This is a genomic window from Lentimicrobium sp. S6 (assembly GCF_013166635.1).
In the GTDB taxonomy this organism is placed as follows: domain Bacteria; phylum Bacteroidota; class Bacteroidia; order Bacteroidales; family UBA12170; genus UBA12170.
In genome coordinates, this window is sequence record NZ_JABKBZ010000039.1 from 23690 (window position 1) to 43660 (window position 19971).

General features: G+C 33.9%; 19 protein-coding genes. 7 read left to right on the top strand and 12 right to left on the bottom strand.

The genetic code is table 11. The features are described from left to right. Positions 1-72 precede the first annotated feature (72 nt). The 8 genes from fabD to HNS40_RS13410 all read right to left on the bottom strand — a co-directional run bounded on the left by fabD (position 73) and on the right by HNS40_RS13410 (position 6702). Positions 73-960, bottom strand: coding sequence for an ACP S-malonyltransferase (gene fabD / locus HNS40_RS13375; protein ID WP_172281633.1), 888 nt, complete (start codon positions 958-960; stop codon positions 73-75). A 144-nt stretch (positions 961-1104) separates the two neighbouring features. After that, on the bottom strand, positions 1105-1839 hold the full coding sequence (locus HNS40_RS13380) for a Bax inhibitor-1/YccA family protein (RefSeq protein ID WP_172281635.1): 735 nt from the start codon (positions 1837-1839) through the stop codon (positions 1105-1107). An 86-nt stretch (positions 1840-1925) separates the two neighbouring features. After that, positions 1926-2525 carry a GTP cyclohydrolase I FolE gene (gene folE / locus HNS40_RS13385; protein WP_172281637.1) on the bottom strand — a complete coding sequence of 200 codons (600 nt, stop codon included), beginning with the start codon at positions 2523-2525 and terminating at the stop codon, positions 1926-1928. Positions 2526-2553: 28 nt separating this feature from the next. Further along, positions 2554-2967 carry a 6-carboxytetrahydropterin synthase gene (locus tag HNS40_RS13390; protein WP_172281639.1) on the bottom strand — a complete coding sequence of 138 codons (414 nt, stop codon included), beginning with the start codon at positions 2965-2967 and terminating at the stop codon, positions 2554-2556. A gap of 69 nt (positions 2968-3036) precedes the next feature. Continuing rightward, on the bottom strand, positions 3037-3426 hold the full coding sequence (locus HNS40_RS13395) for a hypothetical protein (RefSeq protein ID WP_172281641.1): 390 nt from the start codon (positions 3424-3426) through the stop codon (positions 3037-3039). A 4-nt stretch (positions 3427-3430) separates the two neighbouring features. Further along, positions 3431-3643, bottom strand: a complete 213-nt coding sequence (locus HNS40_RS13400; protein ID WP_216663719.1) for an AtpZ/AtpI family protein — start codon at positions 3641-3643, stop codon at positions 3431-3433. Further along, entirely contained in the window at positions 3618-3986 is a 369-nt protein-coding gene (locus tag HNS40_RS13405; protein WP_172281645.1) for a polymer-forming cytoskeletal protein, read from the bottom strand. The genes HNS40_RS13400 and HNS40_RS13405 overlap by 26 nt, the downstream gene beginning before the upstream one ends. 49 nt (positions 3987-4035) lie before the next feature. Continuing rightward, positions 4036-6702 carry a lipopolysaccharide assembly protein LapB gene (locus HNS40_RS13410; protein WP_172281647.1) on the bottom strand — a complete coding sequence of 889 codons (2667 nt, stop codon included), beginning with the start codon at positions 6700-6702 and terminating at the stop codon, positions 4036-4038. Positions 6703-6946: 244 nt separating this feature from the next. Here HNS40_RS13410 and HNS40_RS13415 point away from each other — a divergent pair, with 244 nt between their 5' ends. After that, on the top strand, positions 6947-7765 hold the full coding sequence (locus HNS40_RS13415; protein WP_172281649.1) for a M23 family metallopeptidase: 819 nt from the start codon (positions 6947-6949) through the stop codon (positions 7763-7765). Between the two features lie 62 nt (positions 7766-7827). Here the strand turns inward: HNS40_RS13415 and HNS40_RS13420 are convergent, their stop codons facing one another. From HNS40_RS13420 to galE, 4 genes are all read right to left on the bottom strand, one after another. Further along, on the bottom strand, positions 7828-9813 hold the full coding sequence (locus HNS40_RS13420) for an LruC domain-containing protein (protein ID WP_172281651.1): 1986 nt from the start codon (positions 9811-9813) through the stop codon (positions 7828-7830). A gap of 74 nt (positions 9814-9887) precedes the next feature. After that, positions 9888-11927, bottom strand: coding sequence for an LruC domain-containing protein (locus tag HNS40_RS13425; RefSeq protein WP_172281653.1), 2040 nt, complete (start codon positions 11925-11927; stop codon positions 9888-9890). Positions 11928-12110: 183 nt separating this feature from the next. Then, on the bottom strand, positions 12111-13172 hold the full coding sequence (rfbB, locus tag HNS40_RS13430) for a dTDP-glucose 4,6-dehydratase (RefSeq protein ID WP_172281654.1): 1062 nt from the start codon (positions 13170-13172) through the stop codon (positions 12111-12113). Between the two features lie 16 nt (positions 13173-13188). Further along, complete coding sequence (gene galE, locus HNS40_RS13435) at positions 13189-14208, bottom strand: UDP-glucose 4-epimerase GalE (RefSeq protein ID WP_172281655.1); 1020 nt, start codon at positions 14206-14208, stop codon at positions 13189-13191. Positions 14209-14395: 187 nt separating this feature from the next. On the opposite strand from galE, the gene HNS40_RS13440 reads away from it, so the two are divergent. From HNS40_RS13440 to HNS40_RS13465, 6 genes are all read left to right on the top strand, one after another. Then, positions 14396-15709: a polysaccharide deacetylase family protein gene (locus HNS40_RS13440; RefSeq protein ID WP_172281657.1), complete on the top strand. Its 1314-nt coding sequence runs from the start codon at positions 14396-14398 to the stop codon at positions 15707-15709. Then, positions 15706-16641, top strand: a complete 936-nt coding sequence (locus HNS40_RS13445; protein ID WP_172281659.1) for a hypothetical protein — start codon at positions 15706-15708, stop codon at positions 16639-16641. Before HNS40_RS13440 ends, HNS40_RS13445 begins: the two co-directional genes overlap by 4 nt. 187 nt (positions 16642-16828) lie before the next feature. Further along, positions 16829-17485, top strand: coding sequence for a uracil phosphoribosyltransferase (gene upp, locus HNS40_RS13450; protein ID WP_172281669.1), 657 nt, complete (start codon positions 16829-16831; stop codon positions 17483-17485). 48 nt (positions 17486-17533) lie between these two features. Further along, the gene (locus HNS40_RS13455; RefSeq protein ID WP_216663721.1) at positions 17534-18775 is read left to right on the top strand and encodes an ABC transporter permease; all 1242 of its coding nucleotides are present in this window, start codon (positions 17534-17536) and stop codon (positions 18773-18775) included. 184 nt (positions 18776-18959) lie between these two features. Then, the gene (gene rplS, locus HNS40_RS13460; RefSeq protein WP_172281661.1) at positions 18960-19313 is read left to right on the top strand and encodes a 50S ribosomal protein L19; all 354 of its coding nucleotides are present in this window, start codon (positions 18960-18962) and stop codon (positions 19311-19313) included. A 79-nt stretch (positions 19314-19392) separates the two neighbouring features. Then, positions 19393-19926 carry a DUF5063 domain-containing protein gene (locus HNS40_RS13465; protein WP_172281663.1) on the top strand — a complete coding sequence of 178 codons (534 nt, stop codon included), beginning with the start codon at positions 19393-19395 and terminating at the stop codon, positions 19924-19926. Positions 19927-19971: the final 45 nt, after the last annotated feature.

The following is a 19971-nucleotide window of genomic DNA, read 5'->3' on the forward strand; positions in this document are numbered from 1 at the left end:
AAATCAAGCTTAAAATAAGAAAAGCACCATTTCGATTGAAATGGTGCTTTTTGTATATAGACTTTATAAATCTTAGTATTCCATTTTTGCAGATTCGCTAGGAAGTTTTCTATCCACTTTCTTGAATAAACCTTGCAAAACAGTTCCTGGGCCTACTTCAGTCACATGGCTTAAACCATCAGCAACCATATTGGTCATGATTTGTGTCCAACGCACAGGACCTGTTAATTGCTTCACTAAATTTTCTTTAATGGTAGCAGGATCGGTTACTTTTTCACCACTTACATTTTGATAGATTGGACAAGTACCTAAAGCAAACGTTGTATTCTCAATAGCTTCTGCTAGTTTCACTCTAGCAGGCTCCATAAATGGCGAGTGGAAAGCACCACCTACTTTTAAAGGCAATGCTCGTTTTGCTCCGGCTTCTTTCATCTTCTCACAAGCCAACTCAATTCCTTTCATGCTACCAGAAATCACCAATTGACCTGGGCAATTAAAATTAGCTGGAACAACAATCTCGTCAAGCTCTTCACATACCTTAGCTACTGCATCATCGTCTAATCCGATAATCGCCGCCATAGTACTTGGTTCTATTTCGCAAGCTTCTTGCATGGCTAAAGCACGTTGATAAACTAATTTTAAACCATCCTCAAAGCTTAAGGTTTTATTAGCCACTAACGCACTAAATTCGCCTAAGCTATGACCCGCAACCATATCTGCTTTAAAGTCTTCTCCTAACTCATTAGCCAAAATCACACTATGTAAGAAAATAGCTGGCTGAGTCACTCTAGTTTGTCTTAAATCCTCATCAGTTCCTTCGAACATTAAATCAGTAATACGGAAACCTAAAATTTCGTTGGCTTGTTCAAATAGTGCCTTAGCACTCTCTGAATTATCGTATAGTTCTTTACCCATTCCAACAAATTGAGCACCTTGGCCCGGAAAAACGTAAGCTTTCATAAATATATAATTTTCAATTATTTCTATTTCAAGAGCAATTATTGCCCATAAAAAACGGGCAAATTTGCCCGTGCAATGATATAAAATATTTTTCAAACCCAAAACAAGTGCCAAGATACTAACTACTAGTTCTTTGTGATTATCTTATTGTTTTCTATCACCTAAAAAGCGTAATAGGAAAAGGAACAAGTTAATGAAATCTAGGTATAAAGTTAATGCTCCCATAATGGCAAGCTTATCAGAATCAGCACCACGATTAGGACCAATGGCCAAACCAATATTCTTCAGTTTCTGCACATCATAAGCTGTTAAACCAGTAAATATCAATACTCCTAATATAGAAATAATATATTCCATAGTTCCACTTTGCATGAAGAAGTTCACGATACTTGCTAATATAATCCCCACCAATCCCATCATTAAGATGGAACCAAATTTAGTCAAATCAGTCTTTGTTGTGTATCCAACCAAAGCCATCAAACCAAAGGTTCCGCTTGTCACAATAAAAGTAGAAAACACCGATGCTGAAGTATAAATTAGAAGTACAAAGCTCAAACTCATTCCCATCAATACACTAAAAACAAGGAATAATAATATCATTGAATTTCGTGACATCCTTTGAAATCGGGAATTCAAATAAAATACAAATCCTAGAGGAGCTAACATAACCACCCACCCAAGGATAGACATTCCTCCGGTTTCGTTAACCATTAGTCCCATTAATGATGGAGAACCTGCAAAAACATAAGCAGTAGCAGCAGTAGCAGCAAGCGCAATAAACATCCAAGCAAAAACACGCGACATAAAAGTCTTTGCTAATGTGGCAGATTCAATATTCTGATCGTAAGTTTGGCCATAGCCATTATTTTGTTGTATCATAGTTTTTAAATTTGAATTGTAACCGAACCATCCATAAAAATAATGCCAGCCTTATTGGCTTTAACAATTATTCAGAATACTTGTCATTATGACAGGTTAGAACTAATCAAGTGAATAAATTCTTCTCTAGTTTCTTTTTTACGGAAAGCTCCAGTAAAATCAGAAGTTGTAGTAACTGAATTTTGTTTTTGCACTCCTCTCATTGCCATACAAAGGTGTTTTGCCTCAATAACCACTGCTACTCCTAGCGGATTCAAAGTATCTTGAAGACAATCTTTAATTTGTGTAGTGAGTCTTTCTTGCACCTGGAGTCGACGAGCAAAAGCCTCAACAACACGAGCAATTTTACTTAAACCTGTTATATATCCATTAGGAATATAAGCCACATGAGCTTTCCCAATAAAAGGAATCATATGATGTTCACACATGGAATATAATTCGATATTCTTCACAATCACCATTTCTTTATAATCCTCTTTAAACATAGCTGATTTGAGGATGTCTTCCGGATTTTGATCATATCCTTGAGTTAAAAACTGCATAGACTTCCCAACTCTTCTCGGGGTTTCTAACAATCCCTCTCTTTCAGGATCTTCTCCTATAAGTTTTAGTATTTCGTGGTAATGGAACTGTAATTTTTCTAGCTTTTCGGGCTGCCAAGTATCTATTCTTTCGTAATCTAACATGATATTCAATTTTATTTATGCTTGTTGACTATTCACCCAAATACTCAACAAAATTATTCTCTGTTTCTTTAATCTTTACTTTATGTAATTGTGCGCCTAAGTTACCAACCTCCTCTGATAATTCTTCCCATACAGACATACATAACACCTCGGTAGAAGTAAACTTACCTTTTAAAAAATCTACCTCCTCATTTAAATTCTTATGATCTAGCTTATTTGTAATCTTTTCTCTGATTAACATTTTCAATTCCGTTAAGTTCACCAAGAAACCTGTTTCTGGATTTACTTTTCCCTTTATGGTTACAAATAGCTCATAATTATGACCATGCCATTTAGGATTAGAACATTTTCCAAACACTTCTGCGTTTTTTTCATCGTTATAATCGGCTCTGAAAAGTCGGTGTGCGGCGTTAAATCTTTCTCTGCGGGTAATATAAATCATTTATTTTTGTTTAATCATTTAATCACAAAGTTAATCAAATAATCGAGATAATACAATTTTAATAATTCTTTATGATTTGGGCTTATTAAGCATTTTCATAATAATAGTTAGTTCAAAACCTGTAAACAAGAAATAATTGATGAAGAATATAATAATAAATGCAACGGCATCGGCTCTATTCAAAAGCACATATACCAATATAACCCCAAGATACAGGAGTATCTTTATTGTGGTCATCATAAGAAATGCGAATACAAATTTCTTTGGATTCCCTTCTGTAGATTTCAACAAATAGCGATGCATGAGGATGGTAAAAGAGAGAAAGAATAGAATCACAAAAGGCCATGAATTACTTATCCACTTTGGATCTAGCTTTAGGCTAGCCAAGAATTGAAGGGCAGCAATAATGACGGTGAATATAACTAAGTTTTTAATAAACTTTTGAAATGTATCTTTCATGTTATTATTTTAATAAATCTTTGACTGAAATATATATGGCTAAAATCACTGACAATAATGATAAAACCACTGTAAAAACTGGGAATCCCCAATCCAGTAGCTCATCTAGCTTAAATCCACCGAAAGTTCCAAGTAAAATAATGGCTATCATTTGAAAAGCCATATTGGAATACCTGGCATAGGCATTAAACTTATCTTTTTGCTTTTGTTGTTTCATTAGCATTACTCATGTGACATTGCCCTGAGAAAACAGCACCTGCTTCTATTGCTATTCGTGAGGTCACCACATCTCCTTCCATTTTGCTAGTAGTGGCTAAGCTCAATAACTCATCAACCTTAACACTTCCTTTCACATGACCAGAAACATCAGCATTTTTGCAAATGATATCTCCTTCAACAGAACCATTTTTTCCTATAACAACTTTGCCTTTCGATTGTATGGTTCCTATTAATTTTCCAACTATTCTAAAGTCACCATCTGAGGTGATGTCACCTTTCACAATAGTTCCTGCTCCAATTGTGTTTATTGAATTGGTATCGTAATCGTTATTTTTTGCCATTGGGTTTTCAGTTTGCGTTTAGAAGGTATTATCTCATCAAGCGAATTTACTATTTTATATATTCTTTTTCAAATAGTTTTAGATATTTCTCAACGTCCTTATCCTGATAAAGTTTTGGATAGTTATCAAGAGAAATGACCATCTTTTTAAACTGGTCTTGTTTAGCATCAGGGAATACATAAGAACTAGTAATAATATCTCTATAATACACCATAGCATCTAAACCATTTGGAAACTGAGATATGGTAATCATATACCACTCTCCATCAAATACAAGGCCACTCACATTTAAATTATCTAAAGAATGTGATTTCTTATTATAATCAGAAATCCTAGTCTTCATGGCATTCATATTCATTTGAGCACTATTAAATATCAAAACAAAATGATGAGGAATATCCATTCGTACTTCATACATAGACATGGCCGCATCCATTTGCTCTTGAGCTTCCAATTCCTCCGGGCTTAAAGAGGCATTAGGATCATACAGACCAAGATTTGTCAAAATATTCTCAGCCAAAGGTCTGACTTCACTATTTGGATATTTTTCTATAAGTTTCTCTAAATTCACCGTCATGGAATCCACAATATCAGTTTTTGCCATAGAAATGGCTTTTAGATATAAGAATTTTGGAATAATCTCATGTTCCTCTTGAACTTCTAATGCTTGATCACTATTATAAACGACCATGGTATATTGGCCTTTTTCGTAGGCTTTATATGTTTTTTCGTATAAATCAGTTAAATAATTATGTTTTTTCTGAAGTTCTTTAAAATATTCTGGGTTTAGAATTAATTTAGCATAATCACTCTCTGGATAGCTTTCTATAATGATAGCTTGGTATTCTTCCATTCTCTCTTGATTTCCAATCTCTTTATAAAGCAGATATAATTGAAAATATACTTGAATGCTTAATTCATGTTCTTCCATATTTCTAGAATGAAAATCAGAAAAGGTCAAGATAGCTTCAGGAGATTTTTGTAGACTTTCTTTATAAATAAATCCTGCATTATACAATGCTTCACTTATTTTCTCATCAGAAGCTTCCATTTGCTCAGGAGTTAAAGGAATATTCTGCAAGTAATAATTTCTATCTTTAGGATTAGAACTAGGAGCAACGTAATTTGAATCCGCAATCATCAAACTATCTGCAATAACCTCTTCATCCATCTCATCATCCATTTCAAAATTAGTTTGTTGTTTATTGCTTAAGCGCCAATTATCCTCCAATTTTCTATTTCCCCATTTTGCAAGAAACTCTGAGTACCCCATACTCATAGCCTGAGTATTATAAAAATACCATCCTCCACCTACGGCAACTCCACCACCAGGTCCGTTACGACTTCTGTTTTGAGCACCCATGGCTATGGCTTGCTGACGTAATAATTCTTCTTCCCTTTGTCTTTCTTCTTCCTCTACCACAATTTCAATCAGAGAATCCACTAATGCATTCAATTCCGGTCGTGGCATAGCCGCCAATTTCTGAAGGGAGTCTTCTATTTGAACCACCGTTAGATGGTTGACCAAATCACTAATTATAGCCGTTTGTCTTTTAACGCTTTTATAATTAGGATAATCCTCAGGTAAAAACATCATAGCGGTATCATAATATGCACCACTCATTTGATAATTCTCTCTTTTATAAAATAAATCCGCTGCTGTTAATGAAGAAACTGCTTTTTGAAATTCATTCTCTACTGACTTAGCCACAGACAATCGCAGGTATTCTAGTGCTTGACCAAACTCTTCATCAATAACAGCAACTTCAGCCAATGCATAATATACCTGATCCAAATAATTGATATTTTTAGAATCTTTCAACATCTTCTTCAAACTCTTCACCAAATCTTGACTGTCCGAGGTTTCAGAATCATAGAGTTTCGCCAAATTGATTTTAGCATTGAATGTTGTTTTATAATCAGTATTCTTTTTTAATACTTTTTTAAACAGGTTTGTAGCCTCTTGCTTATTGCCTTGGTCTTGGTATATTTGAGCCAAGATAAATACCATTCTTGTATTGAGATTCTTTTCACGGATGTCAAAAATGGCATCCTTTAAAAATGGGATGGCCAACTCAGGAGATCCTTGCTTGATATATAAATCAGCATAAACAGCATTTACATCATGAGTCACATATCTTTCCATGTCTTCACGACCGATTTTGCTACTTAAAAGTTCTAAATAAGTTTCTGCCTTTTGATAGTTCTCTATCTCCACAAAAGTTTTTGCCAACCAAAGCATCGATTCATATTGTATTTCATCATAATGATATTTTTTTATAATGAAATCGAAAGTCATTCTCGCGCTTTGATATTCGTGTTTTAAGAAATATGCCTTTCCAATAAGGAAATAACTTTCAGGAACCCAACTGCAATATTCCCTATTTTTAAACCACATGGTGTGTCGTTGAGCCACCATGGAGCCTTTTTCTATAGCCCTATCGCTATAAGATGCCATACTGGAGCCCATACTTTCATCACCATAATTATAGACAGGAAGTATCTTATTATAATTATCTTCTGAATTTTCCTCTAATTCAATAGCTCCTTCTTTAAGGCTTTCGTTACCATTCCACCATCCATTATAATGTGCTGAAACATTATGGAAGGCCCTTCTAGTCCATGTATTCTTTTTGGTAGAACATCCTGAAACAATTGTACTTAATAGCACCAGGAGAACCAAAAAACGATAAAATTGTATATGTTGTAGTTTCAAAAACTTGTAATTTTCAATGGTTAAAGATTAATAGCCTAATAGGCACTATGAATCTAACTTCTTTTTTGCAAAAATATTTTATTTTTATGAAAAAACTATCACCCAAACATATAATAAATATCATTACGCATCTAGTTAAAGTTTATTTCAATTTTTAAGCAATTTTTTTTTCATCTTTGCACCAATGTCAGAAAAGGTAAAAAATAAGAAAAGGTTCACAAAGCTACGACATAAATACCGATTGGTGTTAATTAACGAAGACAGCTTTGAACAGAGGTTAAGTTTTAGATTATCAAGACTTAATGTATACTTCACCATTCTTCTGATTTCATTATTTTGGATAGGAATGATGATTTATTTAATGGCATTCACGAGTTTACGAGAATATATCCCGGGCTATACAGATCCAGGATTACGACAAGAAATTTATCATTTAGAATCTTCTTTGGATTCCTTAGAATATCAATTACACGCTAATCAGATTTATTTAAATAACATTAGGCGTATTTTGAATGGTCAAGATATAGATGAGGAATCACAAAATGATTTGAATGCCATTATTGATGTAAATAATATCGAAAATTATCGTTCAGAGGAAGATAGTTTATTAAGAGCTGAATTAGAAAACTTAGGAAGGTACAACATTTACTACCACGAAACTGAGGAGGTTTATAATGAAGATTTCTCTAAAGGACCTAAAGTATACTTTGCACCCTTATCAGGAGTTATCACCAATCAGTTTGATGCCAATAACTCTCATTTTGGAATAGATATTGTAGCTAAAAGAAACGATGCCATTAAAGCCATAGATAATGGCGTGGTCATACTTGCAGAGTGGACCTTAAATACAGGCTATGTGATTATGATTCAACACTCCGGGAATCTTATTTCGGTCTATAAACATAACTCCTCATTATTGAAGAAAACAGGAGAATATGTAAAAGCTGGTGATTTAATTTCCATAATTGGAAATACTGGTGAACAAAGTAGTGGCCCCCATTTACACTTTGAATTATGGATGGATGGTACTGCAGTTGATCCATTAAGTTTCATCTCCTTTTAATAAAAAAAGGGCATCGAAAACTTCTACACCCTCACTAACATTAATTACTTCAAAAGGATGCTTTAATATACCAAATACTGATCGTTACGATAACCATCTTGGTTTTTATACCAATCGGGATAATCTATTCCACCAGATTCAGCCCAATTGGCAAATTTATTATAGCCATTAATGATGGCTTCTTTTTCTTGCAAATAAATAAAATCATGGATGATATCTATACCCCAAGGAAGATTTGTTGTGTTTTTATAATATCGATTAGTATTTGGGCTACTATCATCATCTGCAGTCCCAAAGTAGTCTGTATTTACAAGAGATGTTGGAGGAAAATCTGCAAAATGGACTTCTCTACCTCTTTCACCATTGATAAAGATAAATGGATTTAAATTACCAAACTGCTCAGGTTGAATAGGATTATTGTAGCTCAGGATAAATACCATCTCACCTGAGTTAACTTGGTCCCAAGCATCATCAAAAGGAATAATAACTGGTTTAGCTTGTCCAACTTCTAATCCTTTAGCATTTAATGTTACTATTCCCTCTGTTAATAATGAAGTAGAAAAACTTTCAATGAGAGACTCCTCCATTCCTAGTTCTATACCAAAACCATTATGAAAAGAACCACCTACATTTTTAATTTGGAGGTGAAATTCTGTTTCCACTATTTCATCGTTACTATTGGCGATATTGATAACTCTATAATTGATGATTAAATCATTAAAATCATAATCACCTTGATAAGGCCATAAGTCTTCAAAAGCATAAGATCCCCAACCGTAAATAGATGGTGTATATACATTATAGGCTTTATCGCCATCATTGGGATATTCATCATAAAAATCAATAATACCATCCCCATCGGAATCCGTTTCTTGCACTTGAGTTTCATCTAAAGGTAAATAAGTTAAATCATTAATGGCAACTATTAAATCTTGATATCGCCACTCCCAACCTCCAGTAATTTGATCCATAACCACTACTCTTCCTTTTCCATTACTTATAGAACCAATCCAGAGCTCACCATTTGAATCAAAAGTCATTGAAGTAGGATTAAATGGTAAATTCTCCGCACTAATTCTAACGGCATCATAAGTATTACCACCAGCAGGATCACACCTGTAAAGTCCAGAATAGGTAGACATAAATAGAACCCCATCTGCATCAAATGCCACATCTCCCCAACCTGAATTATGTAAACCATTTACATAAAAAGTTGAAATGACATTTCCATTTGAAGGGTCAACCGTTTGCACTCTATTAGAGGTGGAAAAATACAACAGTCCGTCTTCTTTTCTATATTCTAATCTTGGGCCACTAAGTCCGGTATAGCCTCTCTCTTCCCAAGATTCATTATCAATATCATAAGCATATAGCTTTCTTGAGGAGCTTCCTATTGTATATAAAACTCTACTCACGGGATCTATAGCACAAGTAACACTCCCTCCTGAGCTCGAAGGTAACTGTCCTATCACCACAAAATCACCAGTAACAGGGTTTAAAGTAAATAAATCAGCTTGAGCATTAACACCATAAATTACATCCACAGGATCTTCATTAGTAGATTTCATGGCTGTACTGGCATAAACAGCTTTATTATTAATTATTGGGACTATTTCACTGGTATAATAGCCTAAATCATTTTTAACTATATAAAGATATTCATAGTAAGATGGAATTGTAATATCGATTTCAAACTGACCTGTTTCACTCATGACAGTAGTAACTACATTATTCAGCTCATCGGTAATCTCCAACATTTCTGTTACCATTTCTCCACCTTCATTTTCATAGCTGACCTCCTCAAATACCACTTCATCGGTATAAAGATAGATGCTGTATTTATTTACTCCTGCTTTTGTTATTTTAAAATCATTGAACGATACCCTTACATCCTTCTTAGTCTCAAAACTAAAATCTTGTGGGATATCCAAATTTAATATTGGCTTATCAGTATTTATAGGCTGTTCCACTTCTTCTAATTTTTTTGTGCATGAAGAAAAGAAAAGCAATAACACTGCTATATTAATGATTAAAATATTGTTTTTCATAGTCTTGAGATCTGAAGGTTAATTAAACCATCAGGCAAAAACTACCTGAAGGTCATTTTTATGTAGCATTATATTTAGTAAACTAAATACTGATCGTTTCTATATCCATCTTGGTCTTTATACCAATCACCATATGATTGTCCACCAGACTCTGCCCAATCGGCAAAGCGGTTATAACCATAAATGATAGGTACTTTTTCTTGTAGGTATATAAAATCATGAATGATATCTATAGCCCAAGGTAAATTTGAAGCATTCTTATAATACCTACCTGTAGCAGCATTACTATCATCGTCTTGCGTTCCGAAAAATTCTGCACTTGCTAATGATGTTGGTGTATGATCAGATAGGTGAACCTCACGACTTCTATCTCCGTTGATAAAGATAAAAGGGTTCTTTGTTCCAAAGTCTTCTGTTTCAATAGGAGTAACATAAGTTATTACTAGTTCTAAATCCTGATCCGATGGATAATTATCCCAAGCATCGTCAAATAGCATCACTACTGGCTTAGCTTGGTTGGTTTCTAAACCTTTGCCATTCAAAGTCACAATTCCAGTAGTTAGACTACTTCCTGTCACATCTTGGATAAGTGATTCTTGCATATCTAATTCAATACCAAAACCATTTCTATAAGATCCTCCAACATTTTTAATTCCAAAGGTCAGCTTTGTTTCTACAATTAAATCAGCAGAATTATAAACATGTGTATAACGATAATTCAATACCAAATCATTGAAGTCATAATCCCCTTCATTTGGCCATAAATCCTCAAAAGCATAGGTTCCCCAACCATAAACAGAAGGTGTATATTGATCATATGCTTTATTGCTATCTTCTGGATATTCGTCATAGAAATCTATAATACCATCACCATCAGTATCAGTATCTGGGATTTGGTTTTCATCCAATGGCATCGTTGCTAAATCATGAATATAATTGTTTTCGAAAGACCATCTTTCTTCAAAACCTCCTGTTACAGTATCCATAATAAATGTTCTGCCTACATATTTATTCAATCCATCATCAAATACATTAGAGGCCCACCATAACTCTTGGTTTTGGTCAAAAGTTAATGAATTTGGATAATTTGGCAAATTATCAGCTGAGATTCTTGAGGTTTGAATGGTATTTCCACTCCCAAAAGCACATTTATATAATCCTGATTCACTAGAAATATACATGGTTCCATTATCAGCAAAACATAAATCGCCTCCATCTAAATCGTGTAGGCCTTGGACTACATAATAAGAAACCATGTGTCCGTTATCAGGATTAATTAATAATACATAATTACTAAAAGAATAATATAGCATACCATCGTTTATATTATATCCTAGTCTTGGGCCTTGATAATAAGTCTTACCTCTTCTATCCCATTCCTGTGTATTTAAATCGTAAGCATATAAATAATAAGGATAGCTGATCCCAATTGTATATAACACCTCATCAATAGGGTCTATAGCACAAGTCCAACTACCACCAGTTTGTGAGGGTAAGCTCGGTAAGATTTCAATTTCTCCAGTAATCGGATTGATTGAATAAAGGTCTCTGGCGCTATTCACAGCATAAAGCATAGCTGTAGGATCTTCTTTAGAGGATTTAAATGACCCAAAATCATCATCTTGAAATGAAATACTCATTTTATTTGAAGTAATTGGTATCAATTGACTTGTATAATGCCCCATATTATTTTTAACCACATATAATGTATCATAATAGGATGGGATGGTAATATTCAAATTAAAATCAGGATCGGATGTAATTTGAGTGGCATTTAGGTTATTAAGCACATCTACTAAAACACCGGATTGGCTGATAGCATCCCCATCATCACCTACAACAGAAGTTGTAAATGATGACCCTGCAGCATTATACAAATACACTTCGTATTTGATGTCCCCATCCGCCTTACTGGATTTAAAATCGTTTATAACAATTTGAATATCTTGCGAAGTTTCAAAGTTGAATGTTTCTGGAATAACCAAATCATTCATATCAGTAATAGTATCTGATGGGTCTACTGGTGCTGGGGCTGCAGGTTCTAGTTCTTTTGTACAATTGGTCATAAAAGCAAGAATGCCTATTAATCCCAATATCCATTTTAAATTTTTCATAATCTTCCTTTCAATAATTAATGTTCGTTTAATTTTTTTTGTAAATGATAGTATTTCAAGTTCTAATCAAAGATAATAAGTCAGGGTGGTGTGGTCAATACCAGTAACGAATCAAAATAATACACTTACGTATTAAAAGAGCCCTATTTAGGAATCCAACAGCCTAAATAGAGCTCAAAGTACTTATCTCTTAGTATATTGATCATCGTAATACGACTGATAATCGCCAGATGTCACATTATTTAACCAATCTGTATTCTCTAAATACCAATTCACTGTTTTCTCTAAACCCTCCTCAAATTGAAGGCTTGGCTTCCAACCTAGGTCTTTTTGAAGTTTGGAACTATCAATAGCATAACGGAGGTCATGTCCTGCTCTATCTTTTACATAGGTGATGAGCTTTTCACTTTCTCCAACTTCTCTTCCCAACTTTTCATCCATTATTTTACACATGAGTTTAATCAAGTCGATGTTAGTCCACTCATTATGGCCTCCAATATTATAGGTAGTACCAAGTCCTGCATTATGGAAAATGACATCGATGGCACGAGCATGATCCTCCACCCACAACCAATCTCTAATATTTTCGCCTTTTCCATAAACAGGAAGAGGTTTCTTATTTTGAATATTATTGATAAATAATGGAATTAACTTCTCTGGAAACTGAAAACTACCATAGTTGTTTGAGCAATTTGAGATAACAGAAGGCAATCCGAAAGTATCAAAATAAGCTCTTACGAAATGGTCAGAACTAGCTTTTGAAGCGGAATAAGGACTATGTGGATCGTAGGCAGTAGTTTCTTCAAACATTCCAGTTTCTCCAAGAGTACCATAGACTTCATCTGTTGAAACATGATAGAACAACTTTCCTTCATAATTATCTTTCCAGATAAACTTGGCGGCATTTAATAAGTTCACTGTACCAATCACATTCGTCATCACAAACTCAAGAGGATTGCTAATCGAACGATCCACATGAGATTCTGCAGCTAGGTGAATAACATGGGTAAATTGATATTCAACAAATAGTTTCTCTATAGCTTCAGCATCAACAATATCTGCTTTTACAAATTCGTAATTTGGTTTGTTTTCGATATCAGTTAAGTTGGCTAGATTTCCAGCATAAGTTAGTTTATCAAGATTCACTATTTTATATTCAGGGTATTTATTTACAAATAACCTTACCAAATGAGAGCCAATAAATCCAGCACCTCCAGTTATTAAAATATTCTTTTTAAAATTCATTTTGCGTATTTATTATTTAGTGTTTATTTTTTAAAGCTTTCTCCCAGTCCCATGCTGTCAGCATCATTTCGTCAAGCGTTTTTTCTGCTTTCCATCCTAATTCGTCATTAGCAAATTTAGTATCAGCAAATACTTGTTCTACATCTCCAGCTCTTCGTTCAACAATTTTATAATTGAGCTTTTCTCCAGAAACTTTCTCGAAAGAGTTGACAACTTCCAAAACAGAAAATCCATTTCCAGTTCCAAGATTGAAGATTTCTACTTTCTTTTTTTGCTTTTCTCCAATCAGGCGATCTACCGCAATAACATGAGCTTTTGCCAAATCTACTACATGAATATAATCCCTAATAGCAGTTCCATCAGGGGTATTATAATCTTCACCAAAAACCGACAATTCTTTTCTTAATCCAATAGCTGTTTGCGTAATAAAGGGAACCAAGTTATTAGGAACCCCAAGAGGCAATTCTCCTATCAAGGAGGATTCATGCGCGCCAATGGGATTAAAATATCTTAGAAGAATCGCATTTACATTGGTTACCTTAGCTGTATCTTGTATAACCTCCTCTGAAATTTGTTTGGTATTACCATAAGGCGACATGGCCATTTGAATAGGTGCATCTTCAGCTACTGGTAAAGCTTCAGGTTGCCCATAGACAGTACAAGAAGAAGAAAAAACTAAATTATCAATCTCTTGGACTTTCATATTCTCCAAAATATTAACTAAAGAAAATAGATTATTCCTATAATACATTAATGGGTCTCCAACAGATTCACCAACAGCCTTAAAAGCCGCAAAATGGATAATTCCAGAGATGTCATTATTTCTACTAAAAAAGTCTTTTGTTTTTTCTACATCAATTAAATCGAATTGTTCAAATTCAGGTCTTTTACCACTTATCTTTTCAATTTGATCTATAACCTGTATGTGAGAGTTACTTAAGTTATCAACTATAATCACTTCATAGCCCTTGTTTTGAAGTTCAACTACTGTATGTGAACCTATATATCCGGTTCCTCCTGTTACTAAAATTTTCATAAGCTAAAATTAATAATCTTCGTTTTGAATAATATTATAAATTTAAGAAAAGTACCTCAACAAAACAAGTGTAAATCAAAAATATTGTATTTCTATAATATTAGCAGCTGATATTTTAAATTTTTAAAAATAATTATTGCCATTAAAAAATCCGTAATTTTGCTGTAACTGAAAAACATAAATAAATTTGGAACAACTCTATATCTATAGTCATAAAAACAGCAAAAGGCTTCAATATATCTTAAAGCTTATCTTTAATGAATTAATGGGTTTAGATTATAAATTCACAACTAATATTGAGGAGTTTCGCTCAGCTGTGCATCCCAAATTTGCTTATACCAATAGCCCTCCAAATGATGCATTGTTTTTGTGCTGTAAAAACCTGCTTTTTGAAACTGATATCAGACATCAAGAATTGCAGTTTGTAGATTTTAAAGATATTCCATCTGCATTTCCTGTTTATCATAAAAAAAGCATATTACCTTTCGATATGTTTGCAGCATCATTTCTGTTCATTAGCAGATATGAAGAATACCTTCCTCATAAAAAAGATCACCATAAAAGATTTGTGGCTGCTGAGAGTTTAGCTTTTCAAAAAGGCTTCCTTCAAAAACCTGTTATCAATATTTGGGCTAAGGAGCTGCACCGAATACTAAAAGAGAAATACCCCATATTACCAGAGTATAAAGGAAGATACAAATTTACTCCCACCTATGATATAGATATTGCTTGGTCATTTAAAAACAAAGGATTAACCAGAAACTTTGGTGGTCTCATGAGAGACATTCTTCATTTTGATTGGAAGCAGGTTAAACTGAGAGTCCAAGTGCTTAATCATAAAGTTAAAGACCCATACGATACCTATCAAATTCAGCACAGATGGACAAAAAAATACAAATTAAATCCCATTTATTTTATTTTATTTGGTGAACTGGGGCCTTTTGATAAAAACATATCATTTATAAACAGCAATTTCCAAAATCTCATTAAAGATTTACGAGACCATGCTCAAATAGGTATCCATCCTTCTTATGCTTCTAACGAAAACCCTAAGCTGCTAAAAAATGAACTAAATAATCTTTCGGAGAATGTTCATATTGATATCACTAGAAGCAGACAGCACTTTTTAAAACTCGACCTCCCCTCCACCTATAGAAACTTACTTAATCTTGGTATTCAGCATGACTATACCATGGGGTTTGCAAGCCAAGTGGGGTTTAGAGCTGGCATTTGTGAATCATTCTTCTTTTATGATCTGGATCTAGAAACAGAAACCAAATTAAGAGTTCACCCTTTTGCAGTAATGGATGGAACCTTAAGAGATTATTTAAAAACAGATTCCGATAACGCTAAGAATATCATCAGTAATCTGATAAAAGAAGTAAAAGCTGTAGATGGTCATTTTATTAGCTTATGGCATAATGAATCCTTAAATAATCTGGACAAATGGAGCGGCTGGCTCGAAGTTTATGAACACCTTTTAAAAGAAGCCACCAAGTGATTAAATACCTGAGAAACAAGGAAATTAACACTGACAAGTGGGATGCCTGCATCGAGGATTCTATGAATAAGAGAATTTATGCATATTCATGGTATTTAGATCATGTTGCTCCTGAATGGGGCGCACTTGTTATGGATGACTACCAAGCTGTTTTCCCAGTAATTACTAGAAAAAAACTTGGCGTTTCTTACGCTTTTCAACCACCATTTACACAGCAACTTGGCATTTTCACTCCTTTATTATTGACTAGCGACCTAGTTCAATCTTTTATAAAAAAGCTTATTGAGCTTCATCCTCTCGTTCAAATTAATTTAAATATCCATAATAAAATATCATTCCCAGCAGATTATATTCACATGAACACCAATCATGAGCTTGATATGATTGAGTCTCATGAAGATTTAAAAAGGAAATATTCAAAGAATTTAAAACGCAATATCAAAAAAGCTCAAAAGGCTGAACTCACCATATTCAAAAACTTAAAACCTGAAATAATCATTGAATTATTTAAAAAAAATAAAGGTAAACAATTGAATGCTTATAGTGAGGAAGATTATTTAACTCTAACTCGACTCATATACAAAGCCATAAAAAAAGGAAGAGCTGAAATATGGGGTTCTTTCAATCCAAAAAATCAGCTCTGTGCTGGAGCCATATTTTTAAAAGAGGAGCGAAGAAGAATATTTCTATTTTCAGCTACAAACAAAGAAGCCAAAACTAATGGTGCCATGCCCTATTTAATTGATTCTTATATTGAATCCTATTCAGGTTCTCAAACCATACTCGACTTTGAAGGCTCAAACGAACCAAACTTGGCTAGGTTCTATAAAAGCTTTGGCTCCAATGTTATCCATTACCCAATTATAAATTATAACTCCCTCCAGTGGTATATTGCCATTCCTTGGAAAATTAAAAAATGGCTGAATAAATGAATCTTTTATATTCATGTGTAACTTTTTATGAATAACTTTCTCTAATGAAAGGATAAACGAAAGTGCAGAAGAGTTTAAATTGTACAAAATAATATAGAATTACTAATCAATCGTTAATGTGCAAACAAGTTGGACTAACCACCACTTAAAATAACTATATTTGTTCATCAAAAAATCCAAAAAAACAATTAATATGGTGCATAATTTAAGTAGCGAGATTTCTATTCTAAATCAGTATGTTTCAGAACTCAGAAATGTAAAAGTACAAAATGATAGATGGCGATTTCGTAAAAATCTAGAAAGAATTGGTGCCGTTATGGCTTATGAAATAAGTAAGCAATTAGAATATGAAGTTAACAACATAGAAACTCCACTTGGGGTAGCACAATGTAATCAACTAAAATCAAATGTGGTGGTAGCCTCCATTATGCGTGCCGGAATACCAATGCACAATGGTTTATTGAGTGTTTTTGATCATGCCGAGAATGCCTTTATTTCCGCATACAGAAAACATGAAAAAGATGGAAGTTTCAAAATAAAACTAGAATATGTATCAAAACCAGATTTAACAGATAAAATCTTGATTTTATGCGATCCTATGTTAGCTACAGGAGCATCAATGGGGCTTACCTATAAAGCACTCATTGAGGAGGCTAAACCCAAACACACACACATCCTATCAGCAATTGCTAGTAGTGAAGGTATCAATTATTTAGAAAGGAATTTTTCAAAGTCTGCTATCACTATTTGGTCTGCGGCCATCGATGATGAGTTGACAGCACAATCATACATTGTTCCTGGTTTGGGTGACGCAGGAGATCTCGCTTTCGGAAAAAAACTATAACCTTGATGCTAAGCTTGAGTGTAGTCTGGCATCACAAAATAATAAAAGATGAAAATCAATGTAAAAGAGAATATTAGAATCTCATTAGAATCGATTAGATCGCATTTTTTAAGGACTATCCTTACGGTTCTTATTATCGCGTTTGGAATTACGGCATTGGTGGGAATCTTAACCAGTATTGATGCCATCAAATACTTTTTCACTAAAGAACTCAGCATGATGGGCGCCAATTCATTTTCCATCAACAACAGAGGCATGAACATCACCATAAATGGTAAAAGAATCAGACCCAGAAACAATAGGATCATCAATTTTGAAGAGGCCAAACAATTTAAAGAGCAGTTCAAAATGGATGGTTACACCTCTGTTAATATTGATGGTACTTGGACAGCAACTGTGAAGTACGAGTCAGAGAAATCTCATCCCAACGTTAATGTAAAGGGAGTAGACAAAGAATACCTTTTCACTTCTGGTGAGACTATTGCTTTTGGTAGAAACTTTTCCGATCATGATATTCAATACGGTCAACATATGGCAATTATTGGTAGCGACATTGTAAAAACTCTATTTAAAAACAACGAAGATCCCATTGGCAAAATCATCACAGTTGGACCAGGGAAATACAAAGTAATTGGTGTAATCAAGGAAAAAGGAAGTAGTATAGGTTTTAGTGGAGACAGAAGTGTCTGGATTCCTCTTAATAACGTCAGGCAATACTTCTCCCGTCCCGATATGAATTACAGAATAAATGTACTACCCAATAAAGAAATGGATGTATCAGCAGCTGTAGGAGAAGCTACAGGTCTATTTAGAATCATCAGAAAGGATAAACTTGGGGATTTAGATAGCTTTGCAATTATTAAAAGTGATAATTTGGCAGAAATGCTTTTAGAGAATTTGAAAGCAATCAGTATCGCTGCCACAGTAATTGGTTTAATTACCCTTGCAGGAGCTGCCATTGGTTTAATGAATATCATGTTGGTTTCAGTTACAGAAAGAACAAGAGAAATAGGTATTAGAAAAGCTTTAGGAGCCACGGGAAAGATGATCAGATCTCAGTTTTTAATTGAAGCAGTAGTTATATCTCAAATTGGAGGTGTTGTAGGAATTATTTTTGGAATTGCAATTGGTAATTTAGTCAGTTTTCAGATTGGGAGTTCCTTTATCATTCCATGGAATTGGATGATAATCGGTGTACTCTTATGCTTTGGCGTGGCATTGCTATCAGGAATACTACCTGCAAACAAAGCAGCAAAACTCGATCCTATTGACTCATTAAGGCATGAGTAAGATTAAAATAATACATTTTAGATTTATTACTAACTCTTGAAAATCAGTAATAATAAAGAATAGCAAGGCATAACATAAAATAATAAGCAATCGAATTATTTTTTTTCAAATTTGCCTTGTAAAAATCAAATTAATAAACGTATATTTGCACTCATTTTTAGAAAACGACAAAACAATATAGACGATGGGTAAGCCAGCACTAATTCAAATAGTAGAAGATTCAGTAGAAATAAAGAAGTTCCCCGCTTTCAAAGCAGGTGATACTATAACTGTTACTTACAAGATTAAGGAAGGTAGTAAAGAAAGATTGCAGAATTTCCAAGGCGTCGTTATCCAGAGAAGAGGAAACGGACCAACTGAGACTTTCACAGTAAGAAAAATATCTGGAAACATTGGCGTAGAGAGAATCTTCCCAATTGCTTCTCCAAATATTGATGATATCAAAGTAATGAGAAGAGGTGTTGTACGCCGAGCTCGTATTTTCTATCTTCGCGGCCTTAAAGGTAAGAAAGCTAGAATCAAAGAAAAAAGAGGATAGTCTTTTTTCTTTCAAAATAAAAACAACCCCGTTATCGGGGTTTTTTTGTATCATTTATTTTTTTAAATTATTCAATCTTATGGAAACAAATACAGTAAGTTCGAAAAATGTAATGGAAATGCTCACCGTTGCAAATGAGTATTGCCATTTTATAGAAAAAGCACATGAATACGAAACCAAAGATATTCTTGATTATCTTCAAAAGATGTTTTCTCTTCTCTATTTGAAAGGTGCATTATTACCAACAATAGAAGTTCAAGTTCCGGAAGCCAATGAGAGGTTTGTTACAGAGCAAACTTGGGAATCTATTTTTAATGAGCTTAGAAACAAATTCAAACCAAATGATGAATTCTGGGTAATGGATCATATAGATTTCAATGATAACGAGCCCATTAAGGCTAGCCTGGCTGACAATTTAACTGACATATATCAAGATCTAAAAGACTTCGTATTACTCTATGCAAAAGGCACCGATGCTGCCAAAGAAAATGCAGTGCACGATTGTAGATTATTCTTTCAAACACATTGGGGATACCGATTGGTTCAGTCCCAAAAGTATATTCATCATTTAATGAATGCTGATATTAAAAAGCAACAGAACGATATCTATTAGCCTCTTGAAGTACCAAATATTAAAAAGCTTTGAAACTAAGTTCAT

What these genes read in the sequence shown, in the direction of transcription:
- HNS40_RS13425 (WP_172281653.1), bottom strand. Translation starts at nt 11,927, where the DNA reads ATGAAAAATTTAAAATGGATATTGGGATTAATAGGCATTCTTGCTTTT.
- rfbB (WP_172281654.1), bottom strand. Translation starts at nt 13,172, where the DNA reads ATGAATTTTAAAAAGAATATTTTAATAACTGGAGGTGCTGGATTTATT.
- fabD (WP_172281633.1), bottom strand. Translation starts at nt 960, where the DNA reads ATGAAAGCTTACGTTTTTCCGGGCCAAGGTGCTCAATTTGTTGGAATG.
- HNS40_RS13390 (WP_172281639.1), bottom strand. Translation starts at nt 2,967, where the DNA reads ATGATTTATATTACCCGCAGAGAAAGATTTAACGCCGCACACCGACTT.
- HNS40_RS13380 (WP_172281635.1), bottom strand. Translation starts at nt 1,839, where the DNA reads ATGATACAACAAAATAATGGCTATGGCCAAACTTACGATCAGAATATT.
- HNS40_RS13395 (WP_172281641.1), bottom strand. Translation starts at nt 3,426, where the DNA reads ATGAAAGATACATTTCAAAAGTTTATTAAAAACTTAGTTATATTCACC.
- HNS40_RS13405 (WP_172281645.1), bottom strand. Translation starts at nt 3,986, where the DNA reads ATGGCAAAAAATAACGATTACGATACCAATTCAATAAACACAATTGGA.
- galE (WP_172281655.1), bottom strand. Translation starts at nt 14,208, where the DNA reads ATGAAAATTTTAGTAACAGGAGGAACCGGATATATAGGTTCACATACA.
- HNS40_RS13400 (WP_216663719.1), bottom strand. Translation starts at nt 3,643, where the DNA reads ATGAAACAACAAAAGCAAAAAGATAAGTTTAATGCCTATGCCAGGTAT.
- HNS40_RS13465 (WP_172281663.1), top strand. Translation starts at nt 19,393, where the DNA reads ATGGAAACAAATACAGTAAGTTCGAAAAATGTAATGGAAATGCTCACC.
- HNS40_RS13420 (WP_172281651.1), bottom strand. Translation starts at nt 9,813, where the DNA reads ATGAAAAACAATATTTTAATCATTAATATAGCAGTGTTATTGCTTTTC.
- folE (WP_172281637.1), bottom strand. Translation starts at nt 2,525, where the DNA reads ATGTTAGATTACGAAAGAATAGATACTTGGCAGCCCGAAAAGCTAGAA.
- HNS40_RS13455 (WP_216663721.1), top strand. Translation starts at nt 17,534, where the DNA reads ATGAAAATCAATGTAAAAGAGAATATTAGAATCTCATTAGAATCGATT.
- rplS (WP_172281661.1), top strand. Translation starts at nt 18,960, where the DNA reads ATGGGTAAGCCAGCACTAATTCAAATAGTAGAAGATTCAGTAGAAATA.